The organism is Ehrlichia ruminantium (assembly GCF_009728835.1).
GTDB classification, from domain to species: Bacteria; Pseudomonadota; Alphaproteobacteria; order Rickettsiales; family Anaplasmataceae; genus Ehrlichia; species Ehrlichia ruminantium_B.
In genome coordinates this window covers 1,060,504-1,086,556 of the sequence record NZ_CP033455.1, presented here as the reverse complement: position 1 = coordinate 1,086,556, position 26,053 = coordinate 1,060,504, and the positions used below count along the sequence as shown (strand labels likewise).

General features: G+C 28.4%; 13 protein-coding genes. 7 read left to right on the top strand and 6 right to left on the bottom strand.

Annotated elements, in window-relative coordinates:
* The first annotated feature begins 703 nt into the window (after nt 1–703).
* A complete protein-coding gene (locus EDL80_RS03730) occupies nt 704–1,231 on the top strand; it encodes a c-type cytochrome (protein ID WP_158406838.1) in 528 nt (175 codons plus the stop codon).
* A gap of 23 nt (nt 1,232–1,254) precedes the next feature.
* A complete protein-coding gene (locus EDL80_RS03725; protein ID WP_158406837.1) occupies nt 1,255–2,025 on the top strand; it encodes an alpha/beta hydrolase in 771 nt (256 codons plus the stop codon).
* A gap of 1,876 nt (nt 2,026–3,901) precedes the next feature.
* Here the strand turns inward: EDL80_RS03725 and EDL80_RS03720 are convergent.
* The 5 genes from EDL80_RS03720 to aspS all read right to left on the bottom strand — a co-directional run bounded on the left by EDL80_RS03720 (nt 3,902) and on the right by aspS (nt 15,072).
* On the bottom strand, nt 3,902–5,377 hold the full coding sequence (locus EDL80_RS03720; RefSeq protein ID WP_158406836.1) for a proton-conducting transporter membrane subunit: 1,476 nt from the start codon (nt 5,375–5,377) through the stop codon (nt 3,902–3,904).
* Between the two features lie 1,324 nt (nt 5,378–6,701).
* On the bottom strand, nt 6,702–9,323 hold the full coding sequence (ppdK, locus tag EDL80_RS03715; RefSeq protein ID WP_158406835.1) for a pyruvate, phosphate dikinase: 2,622 nt from the start codon (nt 9,321–9,323) through the stop codon (nt 6,702–6,704).
* A 1,004-nt stretch (nt 9,324–10,327) separates the two neighbouring features.
* Complete coding sequence (locus EDL80_RS03710; protein ID WP_158406834.1) at nt 10,328–10,813, bottom strand: RDD family protein; 486 nt, start codon at nt 10,811–10,813, stop codon at nt 10,328–10,330.
* Entirely contained in the window at nt 10,810–11,442 is a 633-nt protein-coding gene (locus tag EDL80_RS03705; RefSeq protein ID WP_158407099.1) for an HAD family hydrolase, read from the bottom strand. The genes EDL80_RS03710 and EDL80_RS03705 overlap by 4 nt, the downstream gene beginning before the upstream one ends.
* Before the next feature lie 1,857 nt (nt 11,443–13,299).
* Nucleotides 13,300–15,072: an aspartate--tRNA ligase gene (aspS, locus tag EDL80_RS03700; protein ID WP_158406833.1), complete on the bottom strand. Its 1,773-nt coding sequence runs from the start codon at nt 15,070–15,072 to the stop codon at nt 13,300–13,302.
* A gap of 1,166 nt (nt 15,073–16,238) precedes the next feature.
* Between aspS and EDL80_RS03695 the strand changes: the two genes are divergently transcribed.
* From EDL80_RS03695 to EDL80_RS03680, 4 genes are all read left to right on the top strand, one after another.
* Nucleotides 16,239–16,832, top strand: a complete 594-nt coding sequence (locus tag EDL80_RS03695; RefSeq protein WP_158406832.1) for a BON domain-containing protein — start codon at nt 16,239–16,241, stop codon at nt 16,830–16,832.
* Between the two features lie 835 nt (nt 16,833–17,667).
* Nucleotides 17,668–18,603: a glutathione synthase gene (gene gshB, locus EDL80_RS03690; RefSeq protein ID WP_158406831.1), complete on the top strand. Its 936-nt coding sequence runs from the start codon at nt 17,668–17,670 to the stop codon at nt 18,601–18,603.
* A 1,000-nt stretch (nt 18,604–19,603) separates the two neighbouring features.
* Nucleotides 19,604–20,431 (top strand): cell division protein FtsQ/DivIB, encoded by an 828-nt coding sequence (locus EDL80_RS03685; protein WP_230957191.1) that lies wholly within the window; start codon nt 19,604–19,606, stop codon nt 20,429–20,431.
* Nucleotides 20,432–20,701: 270 nt separating this feature from the next.
* Nucleotides 20,702–22,117: a sigma-54-dependent transcriptional regulator gene (locus tag EDL80_RS03680; RefSeq protein WP_158406830.1), complete on the top strand. Its 1,416-nt coding sequence runs from the start codon at nt 20,702–20,704 to the stop codon at nt 22,115–22,117.
* Between the two features lie 848 nt (nt 22,118–22,965).
* On the opposite strand, the gene EDL80_RS03675 is transcribed toward EDL80_RS03680, so the two are convergent.
* Nucleotides 22,966–23,949 (bottom strand): NAD(P)H-dependent glycerol-3-phosphate dehydrogenase, encoded by a 984-nt coding sequence (locus tag EDL80_RS03675; protein WP_158406829.1) that lies wholly within the window; start codon nt 23,947–23,949, stop codon nt 22,966–22,968.
* Between the two features lie 245 nt (nt 23,950–24,194).
* On the opposite strand from EDL80_RS03675, the gene EDL80_RS03670 reads away from it, so the two are divergent.
* The gene (locus EDL80_RS03670) at nt 24,195–25,133 is read left to right on the top strand and encodes a tyrosine-type recombinase/integrase (protein ID WP_158406828.1); all 939 of its coding nucleotides are present in this window, start codon (nt 24,195–24,197) and stop codon (nt 25,131–25,133) included.
* Nucleotides 25,134–26,053: the final 920 nt, after the last annotated feature.

Genomic DNA, 26,053 nt, shown 5'->3' with positions numbered 1-26,053 from the left:
TCTTGCACGAAATATAAGCGATATAATATTGCTTATAAAAAATGTCTAAGATTTATTAAAATAAAAACATTTTTAAGTACTATATAGTTTTAAATAAATTACTTATAATTTGTTTCAGCTGATGTATTTTCCTAAGTACTTGGGTAACAATGAATTAAAAGACGTATGGGTTATACTTGTATGGTATAAATTGGGTATAGTTTGTATAGTGATTATTAAGATGTAATTATAAATTTACAACTTAGTATTATGTTACTTTTTCATTGCTTAGGTTTTGATTATTTCCTACTGGATTTTACTTTGCTTATAATATTGCTGCCATTGTAGTTTTATTTAATATTAAAGGGATAATTGTGATTTGGGAGTAGTTCTGATTCAAAAATAGTGATAAATAACTTTATAATTAGCAAAGGATTACTGTATGGATGTTATAAATCTCAACGTGTTTTTTTGTATTAAACATAAAAAGTTATAGAATCTGTTTTTTCATATAAAAGACTATTATGTGTTGTTAAATCCTAAAATTACTGCTTCAAGTATTGAGATGATGTTCTGCATTTTTATAAATCTTGTTAGGAAATTGAAATATTATCTAAATTATATGTTACTAAAAAGCCATGTTATTTGTTGACTATAGTTAACTATTATATTACCCTAGAACGATACGATTATAGTTAGTTATAAGCTAGAACTGCAGAATAATATGGATGGGTTTAATTTCAACAAAAAGATTACAGCCATTTTGTTTGCGTCATTTATCGTGTTGTTTGTTAGTAATGTAACGGATTTATTATATAATCCGAGTACCCATACTGAACCGGCAAGAGGGTATAAGGTAGACATAGAACAAGAACAGAATGCTTCTGTGCAAGATGCAACTGCTGCTAATGTGCAAGTAGATATTCAGGCTCTTATAGCCCAAGCTAATATAGCAAAAGGGAAGGAAGTTTCAAAAAAATGTGTGTCATGTCATACTTTTGAAAAAGGTGGAGCAAATAAAGTAGGTCCAAATTTGTGGCATATAGTAGGTAATAAAAAGGCTCATTTAGGGGATGCTTTTAATTATTCAAAAGCAATGCTTAGTGCTGGTGGAACATGGGAGTATCAAGATTTATTTCAGTTTTTAACGAAACCTCAAGCTTATGTTAAGGGTACGCGTATGGCCTTTGCTGGGATTTCGAAACCTCAAGATATAGCAGATTTGATAGCATATATAAAATCCTTAGAATAAGTTTTTGTGTGGAGTAATGATATATGTTAAATAAGGGAAGGTTAAAGTTATCTTATGCACCAAACTTGCATATAGCATATAAGCAATTAGTTACTGATAGTAATGTATCTATTGTCTTCTTTTCTGGTTTTCAAGCAAATATGCAAGGTGCAAAAGCAGTGGCATTGTATGATTATTGCAAAGCCCATAATTTTAATTTGATTTTATTTGAATATTTAGGACATGGTGAATCAGATGGACAACTTTCTGATTGTTCTATAAGTGATTGGTATAAAAACTGTGTAGATGTTATTGATCAGTTAACTCCTCCTGATAGTAGCCACATTATTATAGGATCTAGCCTAGGTGGTTGGATGATGTTTTTATTTGCAATGTCTCATCCACATAGAGCATCTTATTTAATTAGTTTAGCTGGAGCACCTGATGCTACAGAGCGTTTGTTTAAAAATCTAACGGCGAATCAGCATGAGGAATTGCTCAGGTATGGTCGAGTTTCTCTAGATAATGGAGATAGTCGTTCTCGTGTTATAACTAAGTATATGTTTGAAGATGGGAGAAAACACTTAATATTAGATAAAGAGTGTATTAATATAAAATGTCCAGTTACCTTAATTCATGGTATGGCTGATACAATTGTTTCCTATAATATTTCGATAACTTTAGCAGAGAAAATAAGGTCAAGTTATTTGACATTGAGATTGATAGAGTCATCTGATCATAGTTTATCAGATGATATTTCTTTAGGAATAATTTTTAGATCTATAGAGGAAGCAATAGAACAACAGGGCTTATAGGGTATGTTAAATATCAAATAATATGTTAATCGAGTAAAATGTAGTGCCTCTTATATTTATTATCATCTAAGCTCCTTCTAATGTTATTATATTTGCAGTGTTTGGATTATTAATGGTTAGTATGGTTATATGTGAAGTAATGTATTAGATTATTAATTTTTAAAAATTACATTATTTCATAAATTTAAGTCTATAATGTGTAAGTTTTGTTATGGTTCTATTTTTTATGATCTAGACACTTAATTTTCTTTATTATTAGTAGTTTGTTGGCAGCTTATGTAGTGAAGTGATGTTATTTTAAGGTAGTTTGGATGAGTAGTGTGTTGCAGTACTTATTGTCTGTGATACGGTACATAATTTGCAGTAGTGCTGGTGTATTTATAGGTTCTTTATTTAGTACTAGCTTATGTAGTGAAGTGATGTTATTTTAAGGTAGTTTGGATGAGTAGTGTGTTGCAGTACTTATTGTCTGTGATACGGTACATAATTTGCAGTAGTGCTGGTGTATTTATAGGTTCTTTAATTTAGTACTAACTTATGTAGTGAAGTAATGTTATTTCAAGGTAGTTTGGATGAGTAGTGTGTTGCAGTACTTATTGTTCGTTATACGTTACATAATTTGCAGTAGTGCTGGTGTATTTATAGGTTCTTTAATTTAGTACTAGCTTATGTAGTGGAGTAATGTTATTTCAAGGTAGTTTGGATGAGTAGTGTGTTGCAGTACTTATTGTTCGTGATACGTTACATAATTTGCAGTAGTGCTGGTGTATTTATAGGTTCTTTAATTTAGTACTAGCTTATGTAGTGGAGTAATGTTATTTCAAGATGGTTTGGATGAGTGTCACAGTATTTATTTGTAATAAATTACATAATTGTTAAGTAGTATTAATCTATTACAGGATTATTTCAATTTAATAATGGACATTGTGAGGTAATTTATACAAAACTGATTACAACGGTAAGATACCTATAATTCTTTGTTAATATAATAGGACACCTCTTCTTAACGAAATAACTTTATAGCACAATTTAAATCTACAAGCGTTATATGAGAAATCTAAAGGCAATATTAAGAAACATAATATAAACTAAATTTGACAGAAACTAATATACTACAGGAAATAAGTAGGTTGAACTTAATCAACAAAAATACTCATTTGATAAAATTATTGAAAGGTATATTTGTTACTATGAGTAATGAATTGTCAAATAGATGTAATAGATAACCCAAGGCATTATGGTACTAACATATATATTCCAAATAAATCTTTGTATTTTTTTATTGTTGAAAGTTTAATGTTAAGTTAAACAGGGTTTAATTGTAAAATAGCATTTTTATTAGGTAGTGTTATTAAAAATGGAATTAAATTATAGTGTTTTAGTAGTTGGTGTAGTATGTGTTTCTGAATGTTAGTTACTATATAAATAGTATTTATGTAAATGTATTTGTTATGTTATCTAAATATTTGAAGTATAGTGATTATAGTAGGTAATTAGCCTTGATAGTAAGTTTTTTATTGTTAATTGTATGTGAAGTTTTTTTTTTAAGTAATAATCTAATTTGTTGTATGTTTATTTCTTTGAGATTTGGCATGCAATATTTGTAGTATCATAGTGAACGTGATTCTTTAATTTAAATAGCTATTTTGTTTTAGTGTACTTATCGTCCATTGTTTGTTAAAAATACTAAGTGGTGCATCTAATATTTTTAATTTGTAACTTACTATGGGCAATCTATGCTTGGAGAAATAAGGGGTAATTTTGTCAGTAGTGGCTCAATACTATGTTGTGAATATATGAAATAGTATTTTTATGCTGGATCTAATTTTTTTGTATTCCTATGTAACAAATGTAGTTGTAAAAATAGAGGATGAGTTTATTTAATGTGATTTATTATGTTGAAGACTATATCAGGGTATAAAAATAATATTATTGTACATATTGTTGTTACAGTTGTGGCAACTAACATAGGCACAGGAGCTTCGTTATATTTAGCATTGCAAGTTGCGTAAAATGCATTATATATTATAGGAACGAAATATATCGTATTTAATATAGTGCTTAATACTAATACTAATACTACAGATAAAATGTCTTGACTGAATGATTCTGATATGATGAAAAATTTTCCCCAGAATGTTGATGCAGGAGGAATACCTATCATTGCAATAGCTCCAATAGAAAATGTAATCATAGTTATTGGCATAGATTTGCCAATACCTTGGAGTTCATGTAAGTATTTTTTTCCTGTTTTGGTATATATTGCTCCTGCAGTAAAAAATAATGTTATTTTTGCAAATGCATGAGATATCATTTGAAAGATAGAAATATCAATGGCATATTCTGTGTACAATGATACTGTCATTATTATATAAGAAAGCTGTGAAATTGTTGAATATGCTAATACTTTTTTTAGGTTTGTCTGTTTAATTGCTATAAAAGATGCTAGGATGATTGTGATTTCTGAAACATACATCAATATGTTATGATGTGTTTGAAATAATGCTTGTAACTTTTCTAGTCCAATAACATATAGTAAAATCTTTATTAGTGCAAAAATTCCAGATTTTACAACTGCTACAGCATGTAATAATGCACTTACTGGTGTAGGTGCTACCATAGCTTTTGGTAGCCATGAATGTATCGGCATTAGTGCAGTTTTTCCTATACTATAAATAAATACCGATAATAATGTAAATAGAAACAAATTAGAGATGCTTGATGGCAATATACCGCCGTTTGTAAAATCTAAAGTACCACTCACGTTATAAGTAATTATGATTGCTGGTAAAAATAGTAACATTGAAGTTCCTAAAAGTATTCCAATGTAATGCCTACCAGATATTTGTGATTCGTGGTTTGTATAATATGTAACTAAAGGATATGTACTGATAGTTAATAACTCATAAAATATAAATAATGTTAGTAGGTTTCCTGAAAAAGCAATTCCCATTGTACACCCAATACTTGCTGCAAAGCATGCATAGAATATAGGTTGCTTTTTGTTACCTTTATCGTTGTGTGTCATATAACTAATGGTATAGATAGTAGTAACTGTCCATAAAAATGATGCCAATAGACTAAATATTATACCTATAGGTTCTGTTTTTAGTATTAGTTGTATTTTAGGAGTAAACTCGCACAGTACAGTATATAGTACTGGTTTATCAGCAGTTATTTTAGTGTAGATGTTAAATACTGTGTAAAACAAAGCACATGAGAAAATTATGCTAAGTGTTTCTTGTGAATATTTGAATTTTTTTAGTAGTAATACCAACACTGCACACATGTATGGCAATAAAACTGGCCAGGTTATTAAAAAATCTGATGCTAAGTTTTTGAAAAAGTGCATAGGCCTCTGTACCACTACGCTAATATGTAATATATAGATATCAATAAAGTTTTTTAAAGTAAAGAGTCTTAATTTATGATCTTTTTTTTGTGGGTTGTATAGTAAATTGGCTAAGTATATAATTAGCAGTTAATCATTTTATTATTTAATGTTATGTGGGACATATGAAACTCAAAGATTTTATAATATTACAAACGTAATTATAATGGCAAAGAATACATAACTGTTTATAATTATTGTATTTACCTTGAGAAAATGTTACTATGACTTGAATATTATTTGTGTAACTTGGTTTGTGTCATTGTTATTGTATTGAATACAGTATATATCTTATTAATGAATAGAAAAATAGGTATGTTATTGATTGGCATATAAATATGCTAGCTTACTGTGCTAATTATTATTACATGTTATTATGCTAATCTATTCTTGTGGTATGGATGATAAATTGTATATGTAATTTTGAGTACAATATCATATATTTAAGTGTGTATTGCCAATACATAAAAAAGTGGAAGGTCCTTTGGGGTTGTTAGCTATAAATATGCTGGTTTACTGCTCTAGTATATTATTACATGTTATTGCGCTAATCTATTCTTGTTGTATGGATGATAAATTGTGTATGTAATTTTGAGTACAATATCATATATTTAAGTGTGTGTTGCCAATACATAAAAAAGTGGAATGTCCTTTGGGGTTGTTAGTTATGAATGTCCTAGCTTGCTGCTCTAGTATATTATTGCATGTTATTGAGCTAATCTATTCTTGTTGTATGGATGATAAATTGTGTATGTAATTTTGAGTACAATATCATATATTTAAGTGTGTGTTGCCAATACATAAAAAAAGTGGAAAGGTCCTTTGGGGTTGTTAGCTATGAATGTGCTAGCTTGCTGTGTCTAATATATTATTGTATGTTATTATTCTAATTCATATATTAGATGTATCTCTTGTAGTATGAGTGATAAAATGTGTATATCTAATTATTAGATACAATAGTCATATATCTAGATATATATCTCACTAACACTTAGGAAATAATTATTAATATACTTTGAGTATGTTTGATAAATGCTATGTGTGCTGATTAGGATATCTTGTACAATTGTACTTATGAAATCTAATAAATATGTGGTTGATATATTGTCTAGATCTACGATAAAGAATATAGCAATATCTGTTTATGTATTTATACGGATTTGTTATAGTGATATTACGTTTTTGGTACTAATGCGTTTTAGCGTAATTATTGTGTGATTACTTGTGAGATAAATATTGGACAGTGAATATCACATTAATGTGTGGTTCTAATGTTTGAAATAATTCAGTTGATATTTTTATTGAGTATTGTACATTGTGCAGCTATTAGCCTTGCTATTGGAATCCTGTATGGTGAACAAGAAATATAGTCTAGTTTTAGTTTTGCAAAAAATTGTATTGATTCAAAATTTCCACCGTGTTCTCCACATACTCCAATTTTTATATTTGGGGATTCCTTTTTACCTAAGCTTACAGCAATTGATATTAACTTTCCTACTCCATCGATATCTAAAGTTTCGAAGGGATCATGCTTTATAATTCCTAGGTCTCTATATGTGCCTATAAAATTTGCTGAGTCATCTCTAGAAACGCCTAAGGTGGTTTGAGTTAGATCATTAGTGCCAAAGCTAAAGAATTGTACATGTTTTGCAATTTTATCTGCAATTAGTGCTGCTTTTGGTAATTCTATCATTGTGCCAATTAAGTATTTAGGATTATCAAATTGTTTCGCGATATTACTTATTAGCTCTTTGATTACAATTAGTTCTTCTTCGGACATGATTAAAGGTATCATAATTTCGGGAACTATTGTTTTTATGTCTGTTTCTTCTTGTAATTCTTTTATTGCAAGAAAGATTGCTCTAACTTGCATCTCGTATATTTCGGGATATGATATTGCAAGTCTACATCCTCGGTGTCCTAACATGGGATTTTTTTCTAATAGGTAGATAATCCTATTTTTGAGTTTTTCTAAAGACTTTCCAGTTCTGACGGATATTTCTTGTATGGCATCATCGTTATCTGGTAAGAACTCGTGTAGTGGAGGATCGAGAAGTCTAATGGTAACTTGTTTGTTAGATGTGCATATAAATATTTTCTTGAAATCTTCTTTCTGCATAACTTCAAGTTTTTCTAATGCTATTGCTCTTTCTTCTTTTTTATCTGATACAATCATTTCTTGTACTATACTTATTCTTTTATCTGAGAAAAACATATGTTCTGTCCTGCATAAGCCTATGCCATCTGCTTGAAAGTTCATTGATATTTCTGCATCTTCTGGTGTATCAGCGTTTGCCATAACTTTTAATGTTCTTATTTCATCTGTCCATTCCATTAGGTCGTAGAAACTTCTATCTAATTTAGGTAATGTTGTCTTAATAACACCTAAAATAACTTCCCCAGTGCATCCATTTATTGTTATGTTATCACCTTTATGTACCTTAATTCCTGTGTCTGTATAAAAAAACTGTTCGCTTTTATCTATGAAGATGTTGTTGGCACTGCAGATGCATGGTTTGCCCATCCCTCTTGCTACTACTGCTGCATGGGAAGTCATGCCTCCTCTTAGTGTAATAATACCTACGGAACTATTCATCCCATTTATATCTTCTGGATTTGTTTCCTGACGTAGTAGTATTACATTTTTTCCTTCTTTTTTGAGTTGTTCTGCGTCACTCGGTGTGAAAACTACTTGGCCTGTTGCTGCTCCTGGAGATGCCGGTAGTCCATATGCGATAATATCAGCATTTGTACTGTTTTCAAGTGTTGGATGAAATAGCTTGCTGAATGATTTGTGATCGATCCTAATAATTGCTTCTTCTTTTGAAATCAGTTTTTCCTTTACCATATCTGTAGCAATTTTGACAGCAGACTGAATACTGCGTTTTCCTGATCTAGCTTGTAGAATCCATAATTTACCATTTTCTATTGTAAATTCTATATCTTGCATGTCACGATAGTGCAATTCTAGTTTGTGACACACTTGTTCTAATTCGTCATAAATTGTAGGCATTAACTCCTTCATTTTATGTAATGGTAATGGACTATGGGTACCTGATACTACATCTTCACCTTGTGCACTTGTTAGGAATTCTCCAAAAATTTCTTTTGTTCCTGTTGATGGGTTGCGTGTAAAAACAACACCTGTAGCTGAATTTTCACTCATGTTACCAAATACCATGGATTGCACATTTACTGCTGTACCTAAATTGTCTGGTATATTATGTATCTTTCTATAGGTAATTGCTCTTTTGTTCATCCATGATCTAAAAACTGCATATATTGCATTATACAGTTGTTCATTTACATCTTGAGGGAAATCTTGATTTGTGTGAAGCTTAACTATTTTTTTAAAGTCACCTATTAATTCTTTGAGTACATTAGGATCTGATATTTTGTCACTTTTTAATGTACTAACACTTTTCCTTTTATATATTGCTTCCTCAAAGAAATTGTTTTCTATTTGTAATACTGTATGGGCATACATTTGTATAAGTCTTCTATAACTGTCATATGCGAAAAGTTCACCGTTTTTTTTTGCTAATCCTATAACTGTTTTATCATTTAAGCCTACGTTTAATATGGTGTCTAACATTCCTGGCATAGAAGTGACACTACCTGATCTTACTGAAAGTAATAGAGGATTATTATCATCACCAAATTTTAAGTTTACTTCGTTATTTAGATATTCAATAGCATTTTGTATCATGTGTGATATTTTGTCTGGTAATTTATTATCATGATAGTGATTGCATACTGCTGTTGATATTGTAAATCCTGGAGGTACATCTATACCAATATTACACATTTCTGCTAAATTAGCACCTTTGCTGCCTAATATATTGCTTAATTTTAAATTTCCATCGCATTTGCTTTTACTAAAATGATATATTAACTTTTCACTCATATAGGAGAACCAGAAAAATTTGTTTTGTTATAATAATTATTGAAAACACTAATATCTATACTATAAAACCTAATTTTATAGAGTGCAACTGTTGTAGAATAATTAGTCAATGCAGATTGTGTATAGTGATGTATTTTTGATACTAATAATAGAAAAGTGTAGATTTGAAAATTAATATTATTATTTATATTCCTACTAATATGAGAATAATTTGTATTATTTTGTTATGTGTTTTTGTAATTAGTTATGTATGATATGTGCTAAATATATTATTAATATGTTCTGTTTCTAGTGATGCAACGTAGTTTGATTTTATAGTGTTATAAGATTTATCTTAAACATCGCTTTAATAGTTTGGGAAATACTATGTGTTTGGTATCTGTAAATGTGCCTAGGGTTATAATAAATACAAAGTACTTTGGTAATTGTATTTGTGTGTTTTTAATTATATAAAGTTTTAGTATTCCCTTATAAAATATTATCCTAGTGCTTGTAAATATGGTATTGCTGTATAATATTGTGTAGTTTCTAATAATTTATTAAGTACCATAGATTAGTAGTGTAATTCTACAAATGTGGCAAATGGAAACTATTTCAATGTGTATATAACTTATTTACTTGGTGCTTATCGAAAGAGAAGTACACATGTATTGCTATTAATAAATGTTGCCAATAAGAATGTTGGTATTATTGTATAGTGTGTATGATGCTGATAGCTAATAAAGTATTATAGATTAGTAGTGTAATTCTACAAATGTGGCAAATGGAAACTATTTCAATGTGTATATAACTTATTTACTTGGTGCTTATCGAAAGAGAAGTACACATGTATTACTATTAATAAATGTTGCCAATAAACATTATTATTTATTTTGTAATGCTAAGCTTATGTTATAATTTTAACAATACAATAAAATATCAATAAGTTAAGTGACATAATTGTATAAGTGTTGATTTTAAATATAATACTGATCTTATGATTTAATCAATAATATTGGTTGCTATTATTTATTTTCTACTACTGTAGTATCAAATATAATGTCATGAATGGTTTGATTATTTGCTGAAAATAAAGCTATAAAATACCAATAAATTGATAGTATTAGTGTAAGTGTAGTGACTATGAAAACAGCTATAGTAATGAAACTATTGTTAAAGTCCATGTTAACAATTTGTATATTGATCATAAAAATGCTGGGACATAAAAATTCTGACAGTGTTCTATCAAATGCCAACTTAGTATCAATTTTTTTGTGGTCACAGCGTATAGTATGAATTTTTAATAGCTTTTGTCCTATAGATGCTTGAGCTTCAGAGGATAAGAAATACATATAGTAACAGCAATGGCTTACTATGTTAATTATGAAAGATATAAATGTTATTTCACCTATAAACCATGCAATTTGGTAATTGATAAGTGATAATATAATTTGATCAATTATATTTGCGGTAATTCTTTTTAGTATAATTGTTGTTTTATTTTTTTTCATAGGTTCAATAGTTGGGAAATAAATTTGTTGATTTCGTTGAAATTTTTAAATGATAAAACATTATCTACAGTACTGCAATCCCCATATTTTATTGGTAAACATCCTGCATCAGTTGCACTTTGTATGTCTGATATACTATCTCCTATGAAAAATACGTCTTTGCTGGGTTGAATATTTAAATAAGATAGTGCTGCTAATACAGGTTCTGGAGATGGTTTAGTACTTGTTGTATCGCCAGATCCAATTATGGAGTTAAAGTAATGTGAAAGATTTTTATTCTGTATTTCTGATCGCAAGCTTTTTCCGTTTTTATTACTTACAATAGCCATTGTGATATTATTTTCTTTTAAAGTATCTAATAATTCTATTGCTCCATCGTTTAGTACAAAATTGTCTAATTTTTGTGATTTTTCTAAACTGTTCTCATATAAGGTTATTCCTTCTTTCCATTTGTCTCCTAATAGCATTGCGAGATACTTTAATACTGTAGCATCTGGTAAGCTATTAAGGTCAATATCTTTATATCCCATTTTGTTTAATACTTGGTTAAATATTGTACGGTCAATACTGACTTTTGTGTTAATTAACGTATTATACCAGTCAAATATTACTGCTGTAGGTCGCTTTATCATTATTCGTTTTAATCTTTATAAACTGCTATTTTTATAAAAAACTTATTAAGATACTATAAAAGTAAAAATTAATTTTGGTGTTTAATTTGTATGCATTTTGTATCAGATATGCCCTATTATTTTGTGAATATGTGTGGTAAGCACATGGCAGATTATACCTTTATTAGCATATAATTCAAGTGATATTATTTTATCTATGGATAATTGTGTTTATGTAAGAAGATTTGGATTAAAAGTTGGAGAATAAATTTTAACTTGTTGACATGTAATTTTTTTCTGGAATATCAAATGTTTTTGTGTGTATTTTGCTATAGATATTGTGTAATATTTTTAAGTTATGTCTATAAAAGTGTGTTTTTTGTAAGAGTGGATTGTTATGTCTAATGTATTTGATATTAGTGGAATTAGTTTGGTGTTTTAATATTGACTATTGTTCTAAAACATTGAGTGATATTATTTTTTGATTTATTGATATGTATTGCTGATGATAAGTTTAGTAGTTTCTAGTTATTTATTAATATATTAATAATAATACTTATGGCAACATTGTATGAAATAACTTATATGTTTTGTAGATGTGTAGTTTTTTTATTATTCTTTTGTATATATTAAATAGAAGCAGACTTTATGTTGTTTAAAGTTGTATTTATATTATAACTGTTTATAGTAAAATATGTTTTTAATACTCATGAGTGTGTTATATATTCGTTGCTAAAATGTTCTAAAAAAGTTAGTGCATATTGAAGAAAACAGGCTTTATGTGTGTGAACGTTGTATTATATTATAGAAGTTTGCATAAGGGTATGTTTTATATTCATGAGTGTATTATATATTCGTTGTTAAAATGTTCTGAAAAAGTTAGTGCATATTGAAGAAAACAGGCTTTATGTGTGTGAACGTTGTATTATATTATAGAGGTTTGCATAAGGGTATATTTGATATTCATGAGTGTGTGTTATATATTTGTTGCTAAAATGTTCTAAAAAGGTTAGTGCATATTGAAGAAAACAGGCTTTATGTGTGTGAACGTTGTATTATATTATAGAAGTTTGCATAAGGGTATATTTGATATTCATGAGTGTGTTATATATTCGTTGCTAAAATGTTCTAAAAAAGTTAGTGCATATTGAAGAAAACAGGTTTTATGTGTGTGAACGTTGTATTATATTATAGAAGTTTGCACAAAGGTATGTTTTATATTCATGAGTGTATTATATATTCGTTGTTAAAATGTTCTGAAAAAGTTAGTGCATATTGAAGAAAACAGGCTTTATGTGTGTGAACGTTGTATTATATTATAGAGGTTTGCATAAGGGTATATTTGATATTCATGAGTGTGTTATATATTCGTTGTTAAAATGTTCTAAAAAAGTTAGTGCATATTGAAGAAAGCAGACTTTATATGTGTGAAAGTTGTATTATAACAGTTTACAGTAGGATATGTTTCTAATATTCGTATGTGTAATTGTATATTTAGTGTTAAGGTTTTCTAAAAAAGTGATTTAATAATCTACTGCTAATCATCTTTTTCTTAAAGATAATTCATAAATTACTATTTCTATGATTTATTTAGTATGGAGTAAGTTAAGTTAGTGTTGGCATTTTACTGGCTATTATATTATAGATATATATTTTAAGTATAAGTACTAGTGTCATAATGTATAAGAATATATTGAGCTTAGCAATCTAGTACATTTGTAACAAACAAATCTAAAAATATCAAATCATGTGTCATGATATAATTTTATAGTACAATATACCATGACATGTAATATATAGTGTCTATAATATAGGTACTGATTGCGTACTATACTTTTTCACGGTATTTGGTATAAAATAAGTTTTAATGTGGTATCAAGCTTTTTTAACAATATTTAGTGATAGTAATTTTAAATGTTCTAGATCTACTTCTGATGGAGATCCCATAAGTAAATCCTCTCCAGATTGATTTAATGGGAAACAAATGACCTCTCTTATGTTTGGTACATCTGCTAGTAACATTACTATGCGGTCTATTCCTGGAGCAATCCCTCCATGTGGTGGAGCTCCAAATTTAAAAGCACGAGTTAATGCTTTAAATTTTTCATCTACCATCTCTTGAGTATATCCTGCTATAGAAAATGCTTTATACATAATATCAAGTTTATGGTTACGAATTGCTCCACTTGATATTTCAATGCCATTACAGACTATATCATACTGGTATGCAAGTATGCTTAAAGGATCTTCAGTCTCTAATGCTTTTAGTTCTCCTTGTGGCATTGAGAAAGGATTATGAAAGAAATTTATAGTATTTTCTTTATTATCATATTTGAAATATGGAAAATCAACTATCCAGCAGAATTTAAAAACATTTTCTTCTATTAAATTTAATTCTTGACCTAATAAAGTTCTTACTTCTCCTGCAAAATCTGCAGCTCTGTTTGCCATTTCTGATACAAAGAATACACTATCTCCAGGTTGTAAGTTACAGATGAGTTGTATACTGTTTAGACGGTCCTTATCGAGAAACTTAGCTATTGGTCCTTTTACTACTGAGTCATCATTAAAGGTAATATACCCTAAGCCTTGTGCTCCTAGTGTTTTTGCGAATTCAATTTTATTGTCAAAAAAACTTCTAGGATGATGTGCTGTTTTTGGTGCAGGTATTGCACGTACTACCATACCTTGTCTTATATTTGAACTGAATATTTTAAATTCTGAATCTCTGAAAATTTCTGTTACATCTTTGATTATTAGTGGATTGCGTAGATCTGGCTTATCAGATCCATAATGTAATAGTGCATCATGATAAGATATTCTAGGAAATTCTTTATGAATGGCCTTATTGGAAAACTTGGTAAATATGTTGATCATTATTGGCTCGATTACGTTAAATATATCTTCCTGAGTTACAAAAGACATTTCAATGTCTAGTTGATAGAATTCTCCAGGTGAACGATCAGCCCTTGCGTCTTCATCTCTAAAGCATGGGGCAATTTGAAAGTATTTATCGAAACCACTGACCATTAATAGCTGTTTAAACAGTTGTGGTGCTTGTGGTAAAGCATAAAACTTCCCATGATGAATTCGGCTTGGAACTAAGTAGTCTCGTGCTCCTTCAGGAGATGATGATGTTAATATTGGAGTTTGTATCTCAATAAATCCAGCATCTTCCATATTTTTTCTCATTTCTGTAATGACTTTAGATCTTAAAATTATATTGTTTCGTACTTTGTCGCGCCTAAGGTCTAAAAATCTGTATTTTAATCTAATATCTTCTGAGTATTCCTGTGTAGAACTAATGCTCATTGGTAAAACATTAGACTCTGTTTCAATATTAATTGAGTTTACTACAACCTCTATATAACCTGTGTCTAATGTATAGTTTATAGTAGCACTATCTCTAGCCTTTACTGTGCCTTTTATTGTAATAACACTTTCGAGTCTTAAAGTAGTGATTAATTGAAAGATATTACTATCAGATTCATTGAATACTAACTGTGTTATTCCATAGTGGTCACGTAGATCTATAAAAATAATCTTTCCATGGTCACGTTTTCTATATACCCATCCTGAAAGTGTTACTGCTTGATTAATATGCTCTTCTCTTAATTCATTGCATAAGTGTGTTCTGTATACATTCATAATATATTAGGCCAATTCATTTATACATAGTATATACATTGAAAAGTATTTTTGATAGGCTATTAATTGTATAAATAGTAAAATTTATTAGTTATATGATCTAATTTGAAGGTATAGATAGTCTAGTTGTTTTATTTTATATAATGCTGATAAGTTTTTCATATTAGAACTTATCCTTGAACTGTTGGTTATTATGTTAATAGGATTATATTATAAGTTATGTTTCTAATCTAGATTTTGATTTACATGTCTTGGTTAATGATGGTGTCTGAGTTTACTTAAGCTGCAATAATTTATATTAATGCTTGATTGTTTTGTAATGGGTTTAACATATTACTTATGCAGCACAACAAACGCACTTTTTAACTTAGTAATGATTTTGTGGATTAATCATTAGTGCCAGTAAATTTGGTATAACATATATTCATGTATAGCAGTTGATATTATTACTTTAGTTGTAATGAGAGTCACTATATAATTGTTTTCTACTGAATTTTATATGATGTATGAAAATTGTTTTATTATTTAAAATTATATCAAAGTGCAAATTGTTCATAAGCTAGTAATGGTAATATTAATGTAAAAGAATAAATCATATCAATTCAATGTCTAAAGGAGTTTTTAAAGCAAGTACTTATTTGTTCTATTGTGCTGAGGTGTATTAGTTGAAATAAAGTCTTATGATGATATTAAAATACAGTTGTGATATTACATACATTGTAATAGAAAGGAATATTGTCAATATTGAAAACAATTTGTATTTGTAGGTTAAAAAAATTCTTTTATGCTGGTTAATTGTTAATCAATTATGTGTTAAGTAATAAACAGTTTAAATCATAATAGTTGTTTTATAGTTTAATATAGAAGTCAGAATTGTTGAAGTTAATTTTCAGCTTATCATTTATATGCCAAGTTTTTAAGATGTAAGATTTAGTGTGAATGTATTTTTTATGTTGTTATATACTTATTCTATGGTTAATATTGCTTAAATATTCATTGGGATGTTATTTGATAAACTTTTAATGTACTAATTTAAAGGATTAAATATTTCGGAAAGATTAAAAATCATATGATACTACTAAAACCTAAAATATTTTACTGTTTACACACTGTAAAAAGTTGTATAGCATGAAGCTGCCACTTTCTATATTTACTTTTTTTAAGTTATGCGTTTTTTAGTAAATTTTTTATTAATAGTTCTACTTGTCATTAACCAGACTGGTTGTTCAGGAATAATGGCTGGTCTTGCTGTTACTACAGGTGCAATAATTACGTTACAAGATAAATCAATTGGTGATACTATAGATGATACTGCAATATTAATCAGAATTAATAAGGAATTATTTAATGTTGGGTTATTTCCTATAGTGACAGTTAAAGTTAGTGAAGGGCGTGTATTATTAATTGGTACTGTTAAATCATTAGAAGATCAGATTAAGGCTGAAAGAGTTGCTTGGCATCAAAAAGATGTAAAAGAGGTTGTTAATGAAATAGTTGTGGATAAAGCGTCTATTAATTTAAAAGAAGCTGCAATTGATGCCATGATTAGTGCTCAGGTAAAAGCAAGAATTCTTTCTCAAAGTAAAGTTAGATCTATGAATTATAGTGTTAATACTGTTAATGGTACTGTTTATCTTATGGGAATAGCTCAAAATCAAGCAGAATTAGATAAAGTAGTAGCAATTGCACGAAAGGTAAAAAAGGTAAAGCAAGTAATTAGTTATGTCAGATTAAAAGATAGTAGGTTACGTAATCAGTAATTATATTTTCAATGGAAACATACTTTTGAACAATGGACTATAGTATAATGTGTATGATCTCTTACTAAATAAATGTGTTTTGATATAAGGAGATTAGTTTAAAAGAGGTTATAAATATTTTTATGAGTAGTATATGTTCATAAAACTATAGTTTTTTATAAAAAAATTGATCCTTAAGCATATGAATTTTGTACTTTCTGGTATTAAAATATAGAATAAGTTATCTGCTATATGTTGATGTTTTTCGAATATATCAGTTAGGTTTATAGGTAATGTACAGGTTAATATATGTAATTACATTGTTATCCTTAATTTTATTAACTAATACAGCATAATGTTTATATAAATTGTAAAAATATATGCTGATAAGTTTTATTAAAACTGGTACTTGGTAAAATGTAATATTATTGCAAAATGAATTTGAATATTTTTATTAGTAATATGTAAGTTAAGTTGATACATATGGTGTATGGAAACTAGTATTTGTTATTTTTAAAATATATAAAAAGACTCTTAGGTTTATAGGTAATGTACAGGTTAATATATGTAATTACATTGTTATCCTTAATTTTATTAGCTAATACAGCATAATGTTTATATAAATTGTAAAAATATATGCTGATAAGTTTTACTGAAACTGGTACTTGGTAAAATGTGATATTATTGCAAAATGAATTTGAATATTTTTATTAGTAATATGTAAGTTAAGTTGATACATATGGTGTATGGAAACTAGTATTTGTTATTTTTAAAATATATAAAAAGACTCTGTTAGAGGTTGTTGCCTTGTATAGTAGAAAATATTAAGTTTGATAAATTCAAGAGAGAAATAAGTATGACATTGGTTGTAGCTTTTCAGATGGATAAGGATGTTGTTGTTGGTAAAGATGTATCAGTGAAATTTATACAAGAAGCACAAATAAGAGGACATACTGTATTTTTCTTTACTCCTAGTCAGTTGGCTATAAAAGGTACTGTACCAATTGCTAATGCTTGTTTAGTGACTGTGGAAAGTGGGGCTCTGAAGTTTGGTGGTGTACAAGAATTATTTCTTGAAAATGTGAATATAATATTTATTCGTCAAAATCCTCCTTTTGATATGCGATATATTACTTCAACTTATATTCTAGAAAAGTTGAAAAATCCACTTATAGTAAATAATCCTAAGTTTCTACGAGATTGTACTGAAAAATTATTACCATTGTTATTTCATGATTTCATTCCAAGTACTTTAATTACTGAGGATTATTCTATGTTACAGGATTTTTATCGTGAGCATGAGGATATTGTATTAAAACCTCTATATAGCTATGGTGGAAACGATGTTATGAGGGTAAAAGATGGTATTGATATTAAAGTAATAGTTGCACTTATGGTAGAAAAATATGGATGTCCCATTGTTGCGCAGAAATTTATAAAAAATATCAATGATGATAAAAGAATTCTACTTTTAGATGGTAAACCAATAGGAGTTTTTAAGCGTAAAATATTGTCTGCTGGGGAAATAAGAACTAATTTACGGGTTGGATCAGTTCCAGAACCTGCTGAATTGTCAGATAGAGATCGTAATATATGTTTAGCAATAGAACATAAATTAACAGAAAAGGGCTTAATATTTGCTGGAATAGATGTATTAGATGGATATCTAATAGAAATTAATGTTACTTCTCCTTGTGGAATTTTAGAAGTTAATAGATTATATAATATGTGTTTGGAAAAAAAATGTTGGGATTGTTTTGAAGAAAAATTTTATGCAAAGTGTAATAGCTGATAAATTGTTATTTTATCATACTGGCAGTTTTTTTTATGTGTTGTACATTATAATCATGGTTGTATTTAGTATATTTTAATTATGTATTAAATGTTGTTGATTAATCTTAGTCTATGAGTTAACTACTTGTATTAATAATTTTAATGTGATATAAAGCGTGTTATATGTTTTACGAGATTTGTGTATTGTTATATACATGTAAAATGCTTTATTATTCCTGTGGCTAAGTTTTTGTTAGAGATAAGCTTATTATTGGTGTTTTGAATAAAATTTTGTAAGTGATTTTTACAGGTAATGTTTTTATTTAATATCAAAATTGCAATATTAGAATAGGATTCCATTATTTGATTAGTCGTTGATTTTGATGACTGTTGTTATAGGTTAACAACAAAGAACTAATGTCAGTGTGTAATTATGGCTTGTAAAAGTTATTTGATGTTCTTATAAAAATATGTTTATGTTATGGTCTTGTAAAAGTAATAAAAAGTCTTTTTAGGGTAAATTTATTTATTGTGAATATATACATATGTTAGTATAAAAATACCTTTGGTTATTTATTACATTTCTTTGATAATTCGTTATTCATATTAGAAAAATATATCTTTTTATAATTTTATCAAATGAGTGTTTTTGTTTATTGGGTTAAATCTGTTTCTTGCCTTTAGTATATTAGTTTTTATCAACTTTAGTTTATATCTTGTATTATGTTTTTGATATTGTCTTTGGATTTCATATAATGCTTGTAGCTTTAAATTGTACTATAAAGTTATTTTGCTAAGGAGGAATATTTTATTATATTAAGAAGGATTAGAGGTGTCTTACTGTTGTAATCAGCTTTGTATAAGTGATTTCATAATATAGTAGCTGGTTAGATATTTTGCTTTTTGTTAGTATAGTAATCAGTTAGTAGTTTGAATGAAAATATGCATTATTATATTTGTGCTATTAGTAAGTACTGCTGAATTATTAGGATGTTTGAATTGAGAGGCGTAGTACTGTTATGAAAACTATTATAAAAGGAATTGGTGATCTTATAGGTATAAACGAGCGTCAATTTTTAAATAATGTTGAGAATTCTTATACCTCTAAGGTGGATAAAAAGAAGGTAAATGTTTCTTATAAGGGTTTAATTGTTGCAATTGTTATTAGTGTTGTGGTTACGTGTTTTCTTACAACTAAAATCACTAATAAAATAGAAAATTATTCTCTTGTTATGCTATATAATTTATCAGATCAGCTGGTGAACTATGGATTTGCTGTTAATGAAATAATTATCAATGGTAATGAACATGTAAATTCAGATGATATACGAAAGCTTGTTGATGCAAGATCTATCTTTTTTGTGTCTTTAAGTGAGTTGAGGAATAAAATAATATCTAGTCATCAGTGGATTAAGGATGTATCAGTAAGAAGAGTGTTGCCTAGTACTTTAGAGATAGCAATTCAAGAGTATTCTCCTTTTGCAAATTGGTATCATGATCGTAAAAATGCTCTAATTGATGATTTAGGGCATGTGATTATTGATGATTGTAACATACGTGATGATTTGACTTCAATATATGGAGATAAAGCATTAAGTCATTTAGATTTTATCCGCAAGATAATAAATGATAATAGTATTGTTAGTGGTATGGTATCTTCTGTAACCTATGTTGATAATAGTTGGTGGGATATAGTTTTATCAAGTGGTTTAAATATAAAATTACCTAAAGAAGAAGCTTATGTTGTTTGGTGTAATTTATTAGATATGTATAAAGCTTCAAGTGAATTTTTGGTATGGAAAACTATAGATATGCGTATTCCAGGTAAGGTAGATATAGTTAAGTAATTTATTAATAATTGGTTATTATAGGTTGACAAAATTAATGATAAGTTCTTTTTTCACTGGTTTATTTACTTTTTTGGATATATAGGAAGCCTATGTTTGATAAATTAGTAATAATGATAACTAATTTTTATAATGTGTTTAAATTCATAAATAAAAAATAATGAATTTAATATATTGGTTGTTGATCATTAATGTGTGTGATAGTATTATGAGGTGTACTTTTAAGGAGTACATTGTGTTTGCAGTATTTCATTAGTATTGTAGGTAATTATGGCACAGGATTTTGAAATGTCCAAGGAAAGATTGTATATTTCTGAAGTATTAGTTGTTGATGATGAAGTTGATATCAGGAATCTAATCAAAGATATATTAAGTGATGATAATTATGTCACTAAGTTGGCAGTTGATGGTTTGTCTGCAATTAAGATGGCTTATGAAAAAGAGCCTGATGTTGTATTATTAGATATATGGTTGAGAGGATCTGATATTGATGGGCTAAGCGTTTTAGAGAAATTAAAGGAGAGGTATCCTTATCTACCTGTTATTATGATTAGCGGGCATGGTAATATTGCTACTGCTGTAAAATCTCTGCACATGGGTGCGTATGATTATATAGAGAAGCCCTTTACAGAAGGTAGACTAAAATTGGTTGTAAAGAGGGCTATAGAGTCTGGTAGATTGCGTAGGGAAAATGATGAATTAAAATCAGCCTTTGAAGATTATGAGATAGTAGGTAACTCACCTGTTATACGTAATTTGAGAAGTATGATTAATAAAGCATCCACTACGTCTAGTCGTATACTAATTACTGGTTCACCTGGGGTTGGGAAAGAAGTAGTTGCTCGATTAATACATAAGAAATCAAAAGGATATGATACTCCATTTATATCGATGTATTCATCTATGTTACCAGCTAATAATTACTTGGTTAATATATTTGGCAGTGAAGAAAGTAATAATATATTGTCTCATAGGGTACCTCCTCATATTGGGATCATAGAACAAGCAAATCATGGGACATTGTTTATAGATGAAGTGACGGATTTGAGGTATGATACTCAATTGAGGTTGCTCAGATTGTTGCAAGAAGGGAAAATATATCGGGAAAATAGTAAAATTCCTGTCAGTGTAGATGTGAGAGTTATTGTATCATCTTCTAAAGACATTGAAAGTGAAGTAAAGGCTGGAAGATTTTGTGAAGATTTGTATTATAGATTAAATGTTCTTCCGATTAGGGTTCCATCTTTAGTAGAGTATTGTACTGATATACCGGAGTTGTGTAGATATTTTATGAATAGTATCTGCAAGAAGATAGGTTTATGTACTCATGTATTAAGTGATGAAGCTTTAATAGCAATGCAATCGTATGAATGGCCAGGTAATTTAAGGCAATTGCGTAATGTGATAGAATGGATATTGATCATGAAATCTCCTAAAGAAGTTATTACTGCAAAGGATTTACCAGTAGATATAGTTTCTAATTCCCCAATTAATGATGTTTTAAGTGCTAAGGTTATTTCTGTACCATTACGCAAAGCTCGTGAAGAATTTGAAAGACAGTATTTAAAAACCCAGTTATCACGTTTTGGAGGTAATGTATCAAAAACTGCTGAGTTTGTTGGGATGGAACGTTCTGCATTACATCGTAAATTGAAAATTCTAGGATTATGTAATATCTCTGAATAACTTTTTAGGGTTATTCTTAGTTATGTAGGGTGGTTTACATGATGATGTTTTTTAAGTGTGGGGTATGTGATTACAAACTTGATAGTTTAGTATATAAAACATATGTACTAAAAGTTGTGACATTTATTTATTGAATAGGGTATGCTTAACTTGTATTATAGCGAAGTATACCCTTATCATGTTTTTGATTAATAGTAACTTTCTTACTAGTTATATTTGCTGTCTATGGTATTATATGGGAAATATAATAATATAAAGAAGCTTGTCACATTTTTGATGTGTAAGATATGTATAATGTTATAACCTGTAATTTTAGTCACTTATATCATTACATACCCAAATTGTGGTTTGTGCATATTAATGTATAAATAGTTCATGTTTGTTAGTCGCTTGTCTATAAGATGATATTATAGTATTTATAAGTAATTGTTGATGTTGTATAGTACTTTAGGATGTATAGTTCTGCAAATAAATAGAAATTTAGTTTTACTAAATAGTCAATTTAGGTAGCATTATTAATTGTAGTAAGTAGTAAGTAGTAAGTAGTAAGTAGTAAGTAGTAAGTAGTAAGTAGTAAGTAGTAAGTAGTAAGTAGTAAGTAGTAAGTAATAAGTAGTAAGTAGTAAGTAGTAAGTAATAAGTAGTAAACTTTGTATGCTAGGATTATGTGACGGTTGAATTAGATTATACTGATGGTAAAGTTTAAGAAAGGGATGGTTACTACATAACTGAGTTGATTTAGTATTTTCAGTGCTTTTTAGTATATATGTAGATGATATTAAGTCCCATTTGTGCTTTTGAAGATTTGTATTCTAAAGCTTATCAAAATATTAAAAAGTAAGTGTTACTTAAGATAGTATATTTGAAATGGTCTTATCTAATGACATGTCCTTATACAATAAGTTATAAATAGATGAACAAATTGGTAGGTCTATATTAAGTTTTTCTGCTAATAATATCAATGGTTTGACAGTACTGATACCCTCTACAAGGTTGAAGTTATTATCTCTTAGTTTGTGTATATTTTTACCTTTGCCGATTTCCAATCCAAATGACATATTGCGTGAATATGCAGTTGTACATGTTAATATTAGATCTCCAAGACATGATGGTCCAATTAGTGTATGAAAATCTATGGAGTTATTTTTTGCTATATATAGTGTTTTAATTTCGTTCATTCCTTTAGTGATGACAGTGGCAATAGCATTGTTACCTAAATCTTTTCCAGTGATTATGCCACAGGCAATTGCAATAATATTTTTTAAAGCAGCGCCAATTTGTATGCCTATGATGTCTTGGCTATATGTTATTTTGAATACGTTACTACTTATTTTATCTATCAGTGATAAACCCAGTTCTTGATTATCTCCAGCAAGAACTATACTACAAGGAAGGTTTTCTGCAATTTCTTTGGCAAAACTTGGACCAGATAATATAAAAATCGGGTTATTTGGTAAAATTTCCTTTGCTATTTCACCAGGAAATTTAAGAGATGTGATTTCAATACCTTTGCTACAGATTAAAATAGGAATATTTTTACACATGTGTTGTTTCTGTTGTATGTGAAAACATACACTACGTAATTGTTGTGTTGGAATTGTTATAATTATACAGATATTATTGTCAGATAATACTTCATCTATGTTGCTGGTTACGTATATGTTATCTGGTAGTTGGTATTTAGGTAAATACTTTAGGTTTTCCCTATGAGTTTTTATAGATCTGATACTTTCGTGGTTGCGTCCCCATAGATTAACAGGTATACCATATGATGAAAGTACAATTGCTATTGCTGTTCCAAATGATCCTGCACCTAAAATAGTGGTTTTCATTTTTTACCTATTTATATTAAGAAACCAGTTAAAAAGTATATATTATTTGTTATATATTATCTAGTGTTAAGAGACGTAGAGCTGTTGCTGATTGTATTTGGTATTATTTTATGTGTGATAGGTAATATAGTAACTTTGAAATATATCAGTATGTATTATATTTGTGATGCTTTTATAAAGGCTATTGAGTGTTTTTTTATTGGTTGTGTGGTATTTTTATTATATTACTATTTAATTTTAAATGTATGTCAAGTAAAGAGCTTTGTAATGTAGTAACTGATTGGACAGTATGGATGGAAAAGGAAAAAAGATATTCTTTGAATACAATTGTTTCTTATGTACGGGATCTTAATAAGTTTATAGAATTTTTGCATAAGTATCTGAAATGTTGTGTAACATTAGATGATATTGTTAATATTAAAGTTGTAGATTTAAGAAGGTGGTTTGCTTATAGATATACGAGTGGAGTCGAAGCAGCTACAAATGCAAGATCATTGTCTACTTTGAAAAATTTTTTTCGTTATTTATCACGTACATATTGTATAGATAGTCAAGCAGTATTTTATTTATCTAGACCACATCTTAAAAAGCCATTGCCTAAGGTGTTAACATCATCTCACATTGAAACAATACTTCATTATTATAAGCAATTGCCTCAAGATTGGGTAGATATGCGTAATTTTGCAATTATGATGTTGCTTTATGGATGTGGTCTCAGAATTAGTGAGGCAGTTAATTTAAAATTTCAAGATATTAAGCAAGATGGGATTTTTATTACTGGTAAAGGTAATAAGGAGAGAGTAGTCCCTATTTTGTCATTGGTAAATGAAAGCTTATACAAATATGTAGAATGTTGTCCGTATTATTTAGGTTCACGACCTAATGATCAATACATTTTTGTTGGAGTAAAAGGTAAAAGACTTGGTAGAACTTATTTTGCAAATGTAGTGCAAAGACTGCGTAGGGAAATAGGATTACCTGATATTACAACTTCTCATGCATTCCGTCATAGTTTTGCTACTCATTTATTTTTAGGTGGGGCTGATATTAGGTCAGTTCAAGAACTGCTAGGTCATGCTAGTTTATCTAGTACACAAATTTATACTCATTTAGACTATAAGAGTATTATTGAACATTATAAAACTTTTCATCCTCAAACGGTGAAGAAAATTACTGATTGTTAAAAATATTTTGATCATCATTTACTAGTCAGTATTTTTATATATTTATAAAATATGCTAACTAAGTTGTATAGGAATGAATTGCTAGATATCTATGAATTATGTAAGAAATATAAGTTTTGTATTTTTAATTGACAAGGTGCTTAATTATTAGAAATATTCTGGTCATTATGTATAGGCTAATATCTAATATATTTATTGAGAGGTATGTTAGCTGAAGTTATTAGGGATAGATTGCTAAATATCTATTTGATTAGGTAGAAAGTAGAAATTTTATGTTTTTAGCTGAAAAGTTTGTTATTATGAGAAATATTTCAGTCATTGTTCTTAATATATTTGTTAAGAGATATGTTAGTTGAAGTTATAAGGGATGAATTGCTAGATATCTATTTGATTAGGTAGAAAGTAGAAATTTTATGTTTTTAGCTGAAAAGTTTTTTTATTGTGAGAAATATTCCAGTCATTGTTCTCAATATATTTGTTAAGAGATATGTTAGCTGAAGTTATTAGAGATAGATTGCTATATATCTATTTGATTAGGTAGTAGGTAGAAATTTTAGTTTTTAGCTGAAAAGTTTTTTTATTATGAGAAATATGTCAGTCATTGTTCTCAATATATTTGTTAAGAGATATGTTAGCTGAAGTTATAAGGGGTGAATTGCTAGATATCTATTTGATTAGGTAGAAAGTAGAAATTTTGCATTTTTATTTGAAAAATTTCTTATTGTTAAAATACTTCGGTTATCATGTACCAAGCTTCTATGTGGGTTTATGTTATTTGTAATATTAGTATTCTACCTAATGTTGAATAATTGCTTTATGGTTTACTTTGTAGTGTTAGTGGTCAATTTTGTTTTTGTGTTGTAATAGTGGTGTACTAGTATAATAAAAGGTATTGGTACATAATGTAAGTAGTATTCATT

Excerpts from the sequence above, each read along its gene's own strand:
- EDL80_RS03730 (WP_158406838.1), top strand. The coding sequence starts at position 704 with ATGGATGGGTTTAATTTCAACAAAAAGATTACAGCCATTTTGTTTGCG.
- EDL80_RS03725 (WP_158406837.1), top strand. The coding sequence starts at position 1,255 with ATGTTAAATAAGGGAAGGTTAAAGTTATCTTATGCACCAAACTTGCAT.
- EDL80_RS03720 (WP_158406836.1), bottom strand. The coding sequence starts at position 5,377 with ATGCACTTTTTCAAAAACTTAGCATCAGATTTTTTAATAACCTGGCCA.
- ppdK (WP_158406835.1), bottom strand. The coding sequence starts at position 9,323 with ATGAGTGAAAAGTTAATATATCATTTTAGTAAAAGCAAATGCGATGGA.
- EDL80_RS03710 (WP_158406834.1), bottom strand. The coding sequence starts at position 10,813 with ATGAAAAAAAATAAAACAACAATTATACTAAAAAGAATTACCGCAAAT.
- aspS (WP_158406833.1), bottom strand. The coding sequence starts at position 15,072 with ATGAATGTATACAGAACACACTTATGCAATGAATTAAGAGAAGAGCAT.
- EDL80_RS03695 (WP_158406832.1), top strand. The coding sequence starts at position 16,239 with ATGCGTTTTTTAGTAAATTTTTTATTAATAGTTCTACTTGTCATTAAC.
- gshB (WP_158406831.1), top strand. The coding sequence starts at position 17,668 with ATGACATTGGTTGTAGCTTTTCAGATGGATAAGGATGTTGTTGTTGGT.
- EDL80_RS03685 (WP_230957191.1), top strand. The coding sequence starts at position 19,604 with ATGAAAACTATTATAAAAGGAATTGGTGATCTTATAGGTATAAACGAG.
- EDL80_RS03680 (WP_158406830.1), top strand. The coding sequence starts at position 20,702 with ATGGCACAGGATTTTGAAATGTCCAAGGAAAGATTGTATATTTCTGAA.
- EDL80_RS03675 (WP_158406829.1), bottom strand. The coding sequence starts at position 23,949 with ATGAAAACCACTATTTTAGGTGCAGGATCATTTGGAACAGCAATAGCA.
- EDL80_RS03670 (WP_158406828.1), top strand. The coding sequence starts at position 24,195 with ATGTCAAGTAAAGAGCTTTGTAATGTAGTAACTGATTGGACAGTATGG.